This window comes from Paenibacillus sp. FSL R7-0272 (assembly GCF_037969905.1).
Taxonomy (GTDB): Bacteria; Bacillota; Bacilli; order Paenibacillales; family Paenibacillaceae; genus Paenibacillus; species Paenibacillus polysaccharolyticus.
This window is the reverse complement of the sequence record NZ_CP150221.1, coordinates 569,562-583,042: the sequence shown is the minus strand read 5'-3', so window position 1 is coordinate 583,042 and position 13,481 is coordinate 569,562. Positions and strand designations below refer to the sequence as shown.

The 13,481-nt window shown below is 49.9% G+C and carries 9 protein-coding genes; 1 reads left to right on the top strand and 8 read right to left on the bottom strand.

From position 1 onward, the window contains the following. The first annotated feature begins 18 nt into the window (after positions 1-18). Positions 19-1,671 (top strand): methyl-accepting chemotaxis protein, encoded by a 1,653-nt coding sequence (locus MKY23_RS02680; RefSeq protein WP_339835063.1) that lies wholly within the window; start codon positions 19-21, stop codon positions 1,669-1,671. Between the two features lie 277 nt (positions 1,672-1,948). On the opposite strand, the gene MKY23_RS02675 is transcribed toward MKY23_RS02680, so the two are convergent. The 8 genes from MKY23_RS02675 to MKY23_RS02640 all read right to left on the bottom strand — a co-directional run bounded on the left by MKY23_RS02675 (position 1,949) and on the right by MKY23_RS02640 (position 13,363). Then, complete coding sequence (locus tag MKY23_RS02675) at positions 1,949-2,812, bottom strand: IS3 family transposase (protein WP_339835062.1); 864 nt, start codon at positions 2,810-2,812, stop codon at positions 1,949-1,951. Between the two features lie 11 nt (positions 2,813-2,823). Further along, positions 2,824-3,141 carry a transposase gene (locus MKY23_RS02670; protein ID WP_090924849.1) on the bottom strand — a complete coding sequence of 106 codons (318 nt, stop codon included), beginning with the start codon at positions 3,139-3,141 and terminating at the stop codon, positions 2,824-2,826. 473 nt (positions 3,142-3,614) lie between these two features. After that, the gene (locus MKY23_RS02665) at positions 3,615-5,363 is read right to left on the bottom strand and encodes an NAD(P)H-hydrate dehydratase (RefSeq protein ID WP_339835061.1); all 1,749 of its coding nucleotides are present in this window, start codon (positions 5,361-5,363) and stop codon (positions 3,615-3,617) included. Between the two features lie 250 nt (positions 5,364-5,613). Beyond that, on the bottom strand, positions 5,614-6,246 hold the full coding sequence (locus MKY23_RS02660) for an NAD(P)H-binding protein (RefSeq protein ID WP_090918666.1): 633 nt from the start codon (positions 6,244-6,246) through the stop codon (positions 5,614-5,616). A gap of 365 nt (positions 6,247-6,611) precedes the next feature. Continuing rightward, positions 6,612-8,381, bottom strand: coding sequence for an alpha/beta fold hydrolase (locus tag MKY23_RS02655; protein ID WP_339835058.1), 1,770 nt, complete (start codon positions 8,379-8,381; stop codon positions 6,612-6,614). After that, complete coding sequence (locus MKY23_RS02650) at positions 8,363-9,838, bottom strand: hypothetical protein (protein ID WP_339835056.1); 1,476 nt, start codon at positions 9,836-9,838, stop codon at positions 8,363-8,365. The genes MKY23_RS02655 and MKY23_RS02650 overlap by 19 nt, the downstream gene beginning before the upstream one ends. Next, positions 9,835-10,635: a hypothetical protein gene (locus tag MKY23_RS02645; RefSeq protein ID WP_339835054.1), complete on the bottom strand. Its 801-nt coding sequence runs from the start codon at positions 10,633-10,635 to the stop codon at positions 9,835-9,837. The genes MKY23_RS02650 and MKY23_RS02645 overlap by 4 nt, the downstream gene beginning before the upstream one ends. Next, positions 10,613-13,363 (bottom strand): lanthionine synthetase LanC family protein, encoded by a 2,751-nt coding sequence (locus MKY23_RS02640; RefSeq protein ID WP_339835052.1) that lies wholly within the window; start codon positions 13,361-13,363, stop codon positions 10,613-10,615. The genes MKY23_RS02645 and MKY23_RS02640 overlap by 23 nt, the downstream gene beginning before the upstream one ends. Positions 13,364-13,481 lie beyond the last annotated feature (118 nt).

The window sequence follows — 13,481 nt, the reverse complement described above, 5'->3', positions numbered from 1 at the left end:
ATTCGAGGAGGCTCGCATATGAAACTACAGGGAAAACTTATTGTCAATGCTCTGATCTCACTGCTTCTATGCCTTGCGCTGGTCGCTTATATTATTATGGAACTGCTTAGCATGAATGCAAAAAATCAAAATCTGGTACCTGCGATGCTCAAGGTAAGTGAGCTGAACTCCAACCAGATTCAGACCCAGCAGGCACTGGATGTCTATTCCTTCTCGATGACTGCCGGCAATCAGGAAGCTGTTCTGCTTCTTTTAAAAGAAGGCCAAGCCATGATTAAGGAACTCAAAGGTGGATTGCTGGAAACGGATCAGGAGCTGCAGCTCATCCAAACGGTTCAAACGAAGCTGCAAGCACTGGATCAGGGTGCAACCCAAGCGATGAGCAGCATGGATAGCGCGGAAGCAAAACGTTACAGTGCAAGGGTTCGAGGCATACAGAATGACATCTACTCACTGAATGAGATAACGCGGGGACGCTACACTCAATATACGCTCGATCTGGAGAGTGACATCCAGCAGACATGGCAGATTGCTCTTGGCGGGGCTGCGCTTTTGTTCATCGCCGTCATGCTCTTTAATATGTACACATCACGTCAGATAGCCAAGCGTATTCGTCTGATCAAGGATGCTGCCGGGCATATTGCCAGTGGTGACCTGACCCAAACGCTGCCGGAACCTCGGGGGAAAGATGAGCTGGATGATCTGAGTCGTTCCTTTGGACAAATGACGAATAATATTCGCGGAATCATCCAATCCATTGACACGGCGGGGCAGCGAGTCGATCAGATGGCTCAGGATATTGATCGCGGTAATGATACGGTACAAGCCATCGTACAGCAGGTGTCACGTACCACAGAAGAGCTGTCCGTTGGCAGTCAAAAAATTGCGGAAGATCTCAGCGAAACGGTTATGGTCGTAGACAAGATGCAGTCTACCTTTAACCATAACCTGGAGGCCACTGCCCAATCTGCCAAGGATGGACGCGATGTTCTAACCACAGTGGAAGAGGGAAACAGGGCGATTGAAGAACAGTTGCGACTCGCCGAAGTAAATCGCCACGCCATGTCCGAAGTGGAACAGACCGTGCTGGAGCTGGAAGAGAGCGCGGCTCGCATTACAACGATGACGGGATATGTATCCGAGATTGCCAAGCAAACCACCATGCTCTCCCTGAACGCTTCCATTGAAGCTGCACGTGCCGGGGAAGCCGGACGCGGATTCGCTGTTGTGGCAGGTGAAGTGAACAAACTGGCGGAACAGTCTGCTCAATCGGTCAAACATATCTATGCCGCCGTTAACGAGATTACAGCCTCGATGGAAAAAGTAAAAAGTTCCGTGGTGCAAAGCATGCAACTCTTTGGGGAACAGGAGCACGCCACGGGTCAGACGCAACAATCCTTCTCGGCGATTCGCGAGAGTGTGGAGCGCATCAGCGAAGGCATTCAGCAGCTTGCTGAGGACATGACACAATCCAGCAAACTAAGTTCACAGGTACAACAGGCGATTGAAAACATCAGTGCCATCACCGAGCAATCTGCAGCTAGCAGTGAAGAGATCACTGCTTCCACCGCAGAACAACAACGTTCTTTCTCCGAAGCCAGTATCAAGGTCAAGTCACTTCGTGATATCAGTGCTGAAATGCATCAGGAACTCCAGCGTTTCCGTCTGTAAGAGGAGTCCACAAGATGTGTGTACCTGTAGTAAGTAATCAATGAAGCTGCAGTATATATGCACGCGGAGTATGAGGATTATGTGAGCGAAAGGTGAGTGAAAATTTAATTTTTATCCTAACGATCTCAGATGAGCTTATTTGCATGATTCTGAGTCGTTTGAAATTCTAACGATCCCCAGAGAGCTTATTTGGGCCAAAATGGAGGGAAATATCTCCTTTTTATAATAAATGATTGAAATAAGGTTCCCTGTGGACCTATGTCAAGAAAGTAGACACTTACGCGACGGATTTGTCCGTAAACTTCTTCGCAAAACGAGTAGGGGAAAGATAACCTAGCGCACCATGCATTCGCTTGCGGTTGTAATAGAACTCAATGTACTGGTAAATGGCGTTATACGCCTCTTCTGGATTCTTAAAACGAGGGTTACAGTAAATGAGTTCCTTCTTCAAAATACTGTGCCAAGACTCGATACATGCGTTATCGTAACAGTTTCCTCGGCGGCTCATACTGAGCTCCATACCATACGATTTCAGTTGCTCCACGTATTCTTTTGACGTGTACTGAGAGCCACGATCCGAGTGGTGGAGCAATCCTGGAGCGGGGCGTTTGGCCTGGTAAGCATCTTTCAATGCATCTAACACCAAGCTCGTTTCCATATGGTTGTACAGGCGCCAGCCCACAATCTCACGCGTACACAAATCCAGAACACTGGCGAGATATAACCGGCCTCCTCGGCAGGGAATGTAGGTAATATCGGTGACCCATGCGGTGTTCGGTTTGGACGTTTGAAATTGCTGGTTCAGCGTATTAGGTGCAATGGGATGATGATGGTTAGAATCCGTCGTCTGGACACGATACCGAGGACTGTGCACGGAACGAAGATTCATTTGACGCATGTATATACTGACGGTACGGGAAGAGATTTTGTATCCTTCCAGATGGAGTGCATACGTAATTTTCGGACTTCCACACCGCTTCTGGTGGTCGTAGAAATGAAACCGAATACGCTTCATGATCTCAGTTCTCCGGCGCTGTTGCTTACTGGTTAGATCCATCCGCCACTTGTAATATCCGCTCCGTGACACGTGTAACAGAGTGCACATCTTCTCCAAAGAAAACTGGGAGCGATGGTCTTCCACAAACTGAAACCTTAGCGCTTTGGTTTGCTGAAGATGTGCACTGCTTTTTTTACAATAGCCAGTTCCTCTTGCGTGTCCGCAAGCGTATGCTCTTTCTCTTGAAGTAACCGGCGCATTTCTTTAAGCTCTGCTTCCAGTTCTTTCACTCGATCTACGCTAGCTACAGGCTCATGTTTAAGTTCGCGATACTTGCCCATCCACTGGTGTAGTGTACTTTTTGGAATGTTGAGTTCTTCTGCCAAGTCTCCGAGTGTCTTGGTCTGTTCTTGAATAAATTTTACCGTTTGTTTTTTAAACTCTTCATTGTATCGTTGCCGCTGTTCTCCCATGTGAACACACCTCCGTTAGCCTTATTATCCTTCCGTCCGTTAACGGGTGTCCACTTTTTATTCTAGCTCCACTGAGATCGTTAGAAAATAAAACGGGTGAATACTTGCCCAATAAGGTTTCTCATGATCGTTAGAAATATTCACCCTGAAAAAGAATGCAGATCGGCACTAAGAAACGTTGTTCCGTCAACACTTGAATAGGCAGTAGGTCATGTTAGTGAGTTGGAACGATAGAATGTGCAATGGGTGGGTAGATGAGTTGGGTAGATACTGTAACAATGTTTCCAAATTGGTGGTTCGGTGCTTTCAATAAAAAACGATATAGATAGTTTTTTATTTATAAATTCACTTCATATGAGAAAGGAGCCCCTCGAGATGATGGCGGGCTCCTTTTTCATATATTTATACTTTCATGTGATAGGATTTAAACATTATCGCTTCCGTATGACCTGCACGCTGGATTGAACATTCCTCTACAGTGCATCGATAATATCTCCTGCCAGCAAGGAAGATGGATCGCCTCGCCGCAATGCTGCCCGTTCGGCAGCCTGTCCGTGCAGGTATACACCGAAGGCGGCGGCTTGTTCCGCGCCTAGCCCTTGAGCAAGCAGACCGGCGATGATGCCGGTCAACACATCTCCTGCGCCGCCTGTTGCCATGCCGGCGTGGCCGGTGGTGTTGATGTACGCCTCGCCGGAAGGCGTTGCGATGACCGTTCGTGCTCCTTTGAGCACAAGGGTCACGCCCTGCTCGCGGGCGTACCGTGCAGCGTGTCCAATTCGGTCACGCTGCACTTCGGGGGTCGACATGCGCAGCAGTCGGCCCATCTCGCCAGGGTGCGGCGTCAGTATGGTCGCCGCACTGCGCTGGCCCCAGGTGCATGGCCCGTCTGGGCCTGCATCTGCCAGCATGTTGAGGGCGTCCGCGTCGATGACGAGCGGACGATCCGTCTGTTGCCACAGACGGCGTAGCCAGTCGGTGTCGCCTTCGAAGCGACCAAGGCCCGGGCCGGTCGCAAGTACGTCGCGGCTCTCCGCAAGGCGCAGCACCGCTGCGGCGGAAGCCGCGTTCCATTCGCCGCTGGCGCCATCGGCTGCAGCGGCGAGCATCAGCTCGGGCACGGTGCCGATGACATGCGGCAACAGTGCCGCGGGTAGCGCCCATGTGGCGAGCCCGCAACCTGCGCGCAGCGCGGCTTTGGCCGAGAGCAGGCCAGCGCCGCTCATCGGCATGCTTCCTGCGGCCAGTAATACATGGCCGTAGGTGCCCTTGTGGCCGTCCGGTGCCCGGCGACGGCCTGTGTCCACGCGCAGCGCACCCCGCAGCACCTCGTCCGTTAGCAGACGGACAGAGGGGCCATGCTCTGGCGCAAGGCGTGCGGGAATGCCGATGGAGCGCACAACGATGCGCCCCGCGGCAGAAGCGCCCGGGTACTGTACCAGGCCACGCTTAAGCAGCGCAAGGCATACAGTTACCCGGGCTTCAATGCACGGCTCGTACACCTCACCGGTGTCGGCGTCCAGCCCGCTTGGCACATCCGCGGACACGACTGGCTTACCGCTGTCGTTCGCCGCGCGAATCAGCGCCGCGTATGCTCCGCGCGGCGCACCACGCGAGCCGGTGCCCAGTAGCGCATCGACGATGCCTGTGCACCGGCTAAAGTCCACGGCTTCGCGCCCGTGGACAATGGCAGGGATGCCGAGCTTCGCGGCGGCATCCCGTTGCACTGCGGCTTCGCCCCGCAGTGCCTCCGGGGCATCGGCGTAGACTAACGTCACGCCCAGCCCCGCTTCAACCAAATGGCGCGCCGCAACCAGCCCGTCGCCGCCATTGTTGCCCTTGCCGATCAGCATGTACCAATGCTGATCACCGGGATGCGCCATCACCAGCGCCGGATCGGCGATGATGTCGCCCCCGTAACCTACGCGGTTGCCGGGCCCGGTGTGTGCCTGCCACGCCTCTTTCCGCTGGCCGCGATCAGGCCAGCCACCCCCACCTTCAGCAATGTTTCTGTGCCTTGCTTCATCACTTTCAGCATGACCGCCTTCACTCCAGCCACGATCACCCCGACTGCCATCCTCTTGCCATTCCCGGCACAGCTTGATAACTTCCTCGGCGATAGCTCTGCCTGCATTCTCCATCAGACTGGCCGCAGGAATACCAAGCTGCTGAATCGTATACTCGTCCACAGCACGCATCTGATCAGCGGTTACGATAAACAACACTCATCCCTCCCCGGGTCGCGTTATGAATAACACTGCTTAGAGCATCACACTCATGGGTATTCCATTCTCATAAGTTTTCCATTGCCATTAGTTTCCCTATCTATCGTGTGTTACTTGTTTTCCGATCATTCGTGCCTTACGAGTTTTCAATCCATTTATGTCTCATTGGTTCTCCACTCACTCGTGGTTTGCGCTAAGAACTTATCTGTCACATCTATAATTATCCCATTTGCTTATCTATCCTCAGTTAGTACCCCACCGTAAACCGCGCTTGAACAAATTGCGGATCATCCAGTTCGTCCACCAAAGCTGCGGCAAAATCACCTACAGAAATGCTGCTTTCGCCCAGATCATCTGTAATGACACGAGTCATGCCAATCCGAAATTGACCTGTTCTCCGCCCTGTCGTAATCGTTGCTGCCGGACTCATATACGTCCAGTGAATATTGGATTCTTCCAGAAGTCCATAAGCATCCGCATGAGCCTGTGCAAGAGGTTTGATTTCCTCTGGAAAACCAGGTGTATTCATCAGCATTTCACCTGAATCTGTCATCAGACTGCCTGCTCCGCCAACAACAACCAGACGTCCGGCATTCGCACGGCGCACGCCTTCGATCAGTGAACGCGTTACCTCCAGCAGTTCCTCTTCCTCGCCAAACTTCGGCCCGTAAGCACTTACTACCGCTTCTTGTCCCGCTGCAAAATCAGCAACCTGATCCGGGTTAAGCACATCCCCCTGCTCCACACGCAAGCGCTCATGCACCATCTCCACTTTGGACGGATCACGCACCACCGCGGTCACTTCATGCCCACGATCCATCAATTCCCACAAAATCGTCTTACCAATCGCTCCGGTCGCTCCAAAAATAGTTACTTTCATATCTGAATCCCTCTTTTCTATCGATGTCATCTAAATAAGCTGTACCGTTATTTTAATACTTAATCCTGTTGTTATATACCTTAAACGGCTCACGCCATCTTAAACCGGATAAACCTACTTGTAAACTTGAATCTTCATCCGCGGTACCAACACCTCAGCTGAGCGTTACTATTTCATTCGCATATTGTAGATTTCTTTATAAATGTTCTCCCAGGTTTTAACCCATTCTTCGCCCTTCTTCTCTCGTCTAATTAGATCCACGTACGCCAAAAAAAGCCGCACGGGCGGCTTCAACAATTCATCTTGTTTATCTCTCCTGGTCACGTATGCTTAAAGAACTTATCTACGTTGCTCGTCTTCGTTGTTTACCCTGGCTGAGTTACCCTATTTCGGGTTAGAAAATGAACTGCCTTCGCCGCCCAGATTCGCTCTGCATACACCTCATGCTGCAAATCATCAATGATGTGCATCTCAAGTTGCCTATCAGCCGCCTCTACAGGCTCCTTCCGCTTCAATATCTCCTGATATAAGCGCTCCGTCTGTTCCACCGGGCAGAGCTGATCATTCCGGCCGTGCACAAGCTGTAGATCTACTTCACACAATCCAGACGCATAGGTTAACGGGCTTCTCTCCCGCAGTGCGGATTCATCCTGTAACAATCCTCCAATTTCCATCTGCAAAAACGATCTTAGCTTCGCCCCACCACCAGCATACAAGCTGCTTAAGTCCGTAAACGGTGCGCAAGCCACAACGGCGCTCCACAGTTCCGGGTTTCTACCTGCCGCTAACAGCGCTAAATAAGCCCCATAACTGACGCCATACAGTGAAACTGCCGAATAGGAACCCAAGACCTGCTCTCGAATAATCCGAATAACATCTGCATCCACACCGCCCCAATCATTCTGAATACGTTGCTTGTAATCAGAACCGAATCCTGAACTACCGGGATAATTCAGCCCAATCACCCTCACTCCAGCCTCACATAAACGCGCAATAACCGGACTGTAACTGTCCAGAAGGCAATTATGAGGCCCGCCGTGCAGATAGATGACTGCCTGTCCTTCACCTCCCGGATGGATATCCATATAAGGAATGAACTCATTCCCGTAACGCAGGTGTTTGTACTTGGTCTCCGGTTGCTGTACAAGATTACTCACAAGTGCATCCCCATGCCTGACCGAAAGTGGGGTAATGTCACCAAACGATTCAGATATTTTATACCTGGCGGGCACCGGGGCAGTCGTAATGGACTCGAATTTACCTATGAGACTCTGCTTGTCCTTGCTGTGAACCGCTTGCGTTAACGTTCCGGGATAGTCACACAGCTCAAATGTCTTTGTTCCATCCAGCGTGTACTGAACGTATTGCCACTTACCACGCCTTATTCCCTCGCATAAGATATGCTGTCGATCCACATCCAGCTGGATACGAATCAACTCAGAGAACGGCTCACTGTGCTCCAAACTACCTTGAACAACATTCTCCTGAACGCTCATCCAGCCAGGACAAAAACCATCTCCCGCCGGAATGCAGACAGCAATCTGATCACCCTGCTTGTCCATCACCGGATAAGCATATTCCTGATAAGGAATTTCCCGAGATGATCCGGTATCTTTCCCGTAAAAATATACTCTGCCAACCCCGCCCACATTAACACCAATCTCTCGCTCGGGCTTGGCCCAAAACACAAATTGCGGGTTATCCAGTTCTGGAGTAACCCATTCGGCTTTTTCCTCTACGGGATCGTACAGCCCGATCTGCACCGTTCCTGAACGATGCCGAACGGCAAAAAGTAGCAGGAGTTGTTCATCTTGCCGGGCAAACTGCATCACCGGAAACGGTAATTTTAGAGAGAGCGTTTGAATCATGCTTATGTGCTCCCGCTCTTTTTGGAAGACATAAATCCATCTCTCCGTCTTCTCCAGAGTGATTGCCACCACTTGGTCTGTTCCGACGAATTGAACATGCTGTACAATCTGGCCCCGTTCTGTCCAATGATCGGAAAGACTAAGCACACCTTGAACATTGCCAGCATCGTCAAGCTCACACCATTCACATGTCTGATCGTCATAACACAAGACCATGCTTGTCCGCTCCCGGTTCACACTCATTCGGTTCAGGAATGCATTGCCCAACCGGATTCCCTCCCCTCATGCCAATGCTTGAATTGCTCCCAGGTATCAAGCTGTAGTCCCAGCTTGAGCGTAAGCTGATGCTGTGTGGCCGTTGCTGCGGGACTCTCTGTTCCCAAACTACTTAACGCTTGCCGGATCAAACGGATTTGCTTCAGATTGGTTGCTGGCAATCCCGCGATCAGAAGACGATACACCTCCGCAGCACGTTCCTCTTCCCCTTGCTGGATGAGCACACCAGCCATTTCGATTGAACGTTGCAACAATTTGGAAGGAATTGAACCCGTCTTCATCCGTAACACTTGAATCAACATTTTGTATTCTAACTCCTGCTCGCCGAGTTGTTGATATACCGACATTTTTAATTGAAGCATCTGCCCGAGCCAACCCGAGTACACACCTGTACAGAGCTTTTCGCCAGCTATTAGTGTCGTCTCGGCATCCATGAGAAGTCCTGCCCGGATCTGCAACCCTGCAATATTTAGAGCCGTTTGAATCTGAAAAACATGCCGATCCGGCCCTGGAGGAAGCTCACGAATACGCATCCCGGCTCGCTTCTCCAGTTCAATTGCACGTGAGATGTGGCCTTCCTGCATCTCAATTAATGCTTCACCGTTATCTAGTGCCGCCTCTTTTCCAATACGATAAACTTCGTCCAATTCCTCATGCTCCAGAACGGCCCGAGCGTGAGCATAACATTCTCTTGCCGCGTCATAATCATCCCCATTTTTAGTTAATAACTGACCCAGTTCAAACCATAGAATGGCCTGCTGCGAAGCTGATAATTGTTGGAATATGGAGTTTTGACTAAAAAAGCGAAAACAAGCCCTGTACCGCAGGTGATTATCCGATTTGCACAACAAAATCCAGGCCAGCCTGTTATATAGAGCTAATGCTTTACGTTGATGTTTACCTTCCGCTTCATCGTGCCTACCAGCCATCCGCAACTGTTCATTTAACAAACGCCGGGTATGTTCCGGTGTATCTCTCACCAGAGAAATAGCCAGCCTCGATACATGTTGGGGAAGGTTAACGCGCACGGGATATTGATGAAAAAATAACAATACGCTTACATCCTTTAGTTTTTGACGATAGAGCAGATGATGTATGGCTCCCAAATCTGCAGGATGCAGACCGGAGACCACCTCAACCAAGATCCATTTCCGTAGCCCCGGTGCCCAGCCGGCTCGATGGAATCGGAGCAATGCATTTTTGCATGCCACCAGATCATCAATCGGGTGAACCGGGTTCAACTGATAAATGAATGGCAACGTGTGATACGCATCATCAAGCACAAGGCGAATCGCCTGATCCTGCCAATGCATACTTAACTTGCGTAGCTCTCGCTGCACAATATCCGAACGTCCTTCAACCACAAATAACCCTGGTTCGTGGCTCGCACGAAACCATGTACTTCTCAGATCATGATAGTCCGTACTTTCCAGCAAAACAGGTTTCATGAGGACTCCCTCTCTTTCCCGATCCGGCATACATGTATAAGTTCAGGCACCTGCTGTAAAGGCAATGCACTCATCAAGCGATAGCTCCCTTGATTGTTTGCATCAAGAGAAGCCTTAATCTGCTTTTCCGGGTCGGAACTGCACTGATGGAGAGCATAAGCAACAAGCCACCGTGCCCAGCCCTTGCGTTTTGCCGCAGGCATGGTGAATATATGTGACAGAAGGATGCTATCAAACTCATCACTTAACAGACAGCCTCCGATCTTCGTTCCTTCCAGCTCCACAAGTCCCGACCCTTCCAGTAAACGTCCATACAGCCCTTCATAGATATCATCTACCGCCTTGCGAGCAGCATGGATTCCGGGGCATGTTGGATCACTGCTTTGAAGCAAATGAGCCATAACTTCCTCTTGCCCTTCTGCAGGCAACCACTTGCCGTTCAGGTCCGGCATAACCGGAACAGAAATGTGCTTCAGATCACCGTAAAAGCGATATCGATGGGCAAGCACATCTGCCTTATACCCGAGCCTTTCCCATGGAAACGAGGCGGGTGCAGTTACATATATAGAGGAGTAGGACAACGTATCCAATAAGGATGTGATCCTTCCTTCCCAATATGCATGAGATGAAGCTTCACTCCATAAATCCATCATATATTGACCTTCCCCATGATCTATCAACAGCATGGAAGAGATCGTTTCTCTTTTCCCAGGCTCACTGGCATAGTATCGACCCCCGACCTTGCCGGGTTCATGCTGACATTGTGGCAGAATATCAGCTATGGATGTTTGCATCATATACCTGTACCTCCCTGGTCTGGTCGAAGCCTGAATATACCATGGGTTCATAAGAAACCGCAGGATAAAATCGACGAAGCAGAAAAGAGTAAATCCCCATGTATCCCGTCATATAGTCCGGGGAGAATGATTCCATATCCTCCAGTGGCCACATCCAAAAGTCTTCCTGCACATCACTACGAAGCATGTATAGACTCTGTGTATACTCTTTCAATTTGGCTTCGTATCTGCCAGGGAAACTCCGATTGGCCATGATCAAAAAGTCCCCGTTACCCGCGATCCCATGACACTGGCCGAAAGAAGCAAAAATGGTCGACTGGGCTACCGCATCTGCGGCCTGCTGACCAAGTCTGTAACATACCGGATCTTGCAGAACCTCGGCTGCAGTCAGTAAAAACCGTCCTATACCCGCCGAACCATTACACCAATGAACCCAGAGAGCATCCGGCTTTTCGGGGGAAGCAGGCCATAACCTCACCCCATTCTTGCCTTCGTAACTCGAATGTTCCAGCGTGTCCACAATGCGCTTCACCGCCGAATAATACTCGCCCTTCCCCGTCTGCTTCGCTAAAGCAAGCAAGAAATAACCGATGCCTGCAATGCCATGCGAAAACCCATACGAGTGGTGACTTTTTTTATCCGACTTGTCCTTCACTTCCCACATGCTCAGCCCGTCTTCTGTTCGCTTTTCCTGCCGTAAAATCATTTCACCGAGTTCATCAGCCCTTGTCAAAAGTTCGGAACAACCTCCAAGATGATGTACCTCCATCAGCATTAATCCTAAACCTGCCGCTCCATGACTGATATTGGTTTGAACCGGGTCATGTCTTGTCATCTCCAAGGCCAGATTTTCAGCAATGCGAAATAACGGTTTATCATCCAGCGCATCCGCTGTATGTGCCAGTGCCCAAGGAACAGCCCCATAACCGAAATACAGGCTTTCTGGCGTTTCTCCGGGAACATAAGGCGTATGATTCAATATCCACTCCAATACTTCACGTGCATACTGATGATACTTTCTGTTCTGCGTAATCTGCCCAAGCTGATGAAAACCGTAGGCCATGCCCGTCCATCCAAAATTGAAATTAGCCGGGTGGAACATCTTGCTCATGCTATTTTCGGGATAAAGTTGGTGAGCATTGTTCAAATCAAGAGATTGAACCAACTTGGTAGCCATAAGCTCGGCTTGATGAAGCACTTTTTCTGCCGTCATGCCTGCTTCATTCGCGCGCGAAGATTGCTCGCTCCCTGTTAAATCGCCCTTAGCTTGTTCACACATACGTATTAGCTGTTCACGTATTTCAGATAAATCATTATATCGTGCAGACATGATCTCGATCCCCAGACTTCCCAGCCCAAGAAGCTGTCTATCATTGAGATTGTCCAAATAGGCTTGTCCAGCAGACAGGTGAGACTGTCTGTATTTCAAATAAGGGTCCATGGAGGTTGCCATGTAATAATAAACGGCTCCCAGCGCGTAAAGATCATCGGAGTATTCCGATCGCTGACTGTGCTCTCTTCCTCGAAGCACATAACCAGGCGTGTGCCCTGTTAATGGTTTTACCTGACTTTCGTTATCTTTCACATAGGCTAACTCCAGATCAATGAATCGCACACTTCCGTCAAGCAACACCACAATGTTGTTCGGCGTGAGATCATTGATGACAATACCTTTAGCGTGAAACTCGTGCACAATATCCAGAATATCCGAGCCGATTCGGTAAAATTCTGCCTGATTGCCATCGGTAGCAACATGTCTGCGGTGGATGTACTCGCGCAAGCTGATGCTCTCGAAGTATTCCAGAATCAGATATCGATTCCGTTCAGCACTGAACAGATCGATTGGCCGCGGAGTATACCCCGTATCCTTCATCAGATCAAGCACATGATACTCGTTATCCAGATAATCATGGGCAGAACGTCCGGCACCATCCACACGCATGAGATGAACCGCTTCTTTCATCACAGCTTGCTCATGCCGGGACGTGGAGACAAGAAATACGCCTCCTTTGCCCGATTTTTTGAGCACCCGCTTCACACGGATTTTACGTATTCCGAACTCATTGTTACTGGAATTATCGGGATTATTTACTGCCTCATTTTCTTTCTTCCACCCAGCCTGTATGCTCACCAGTTCTTCCGGCTCGTCTACCCACTCGGGCTTGTATCTGCCTGGTATTCTCCGGTCTTCCTCCAGTCTACCTTCCGGGTTCTGGATCGCATATACTTTTGCCCCAGAGTAACGATCATAATAGAACCGGTCTACAAAGGCTCCATAGCGATAAAATACACATGAACTTCCCCGGTAAGCCCGATCTGTAGGGATCGCGGGGCCTTTAAGATCACCCGTACAAACATACATCTCCTCAAGCAATTGTATAAATTGTTCATCACTGCGTGCATAGATCGTCACACACTTCCCGGTCTGAGGTAGCGGTGTAGAACCATTGGATGTTTCAATTAACTTTAGCCCGCTATTTACGACTTTCCACATCACACCATACGTTGTCAGAATGGGTGTAATCCTTCGTAGCAGTTCCGCTCCCTCTACAGGCACAACCGATAAATGAATCTTCCATCCCTGCGGGGGAAGTGTTAATCGGTCCGGTTTAAAACAAATCCAATGGCCGTCATTCGACCATTGGATGGATTCGGGTAGATCCCGGATTATATAATGCAAAGCGTTCTCATAGGCGTCCTTCTTTTCAGTCAGGCTTGCTGATTTCAATGAGAATCACTCCTTTTTTGAAGTAGAGTAAGAGGGGGAGGTACAATTATTTTAGTTTAGTAATGCGAAATCAAAGACTTATCTTACGAATCATTCAGTGGTTCGAGACGATGAAGAG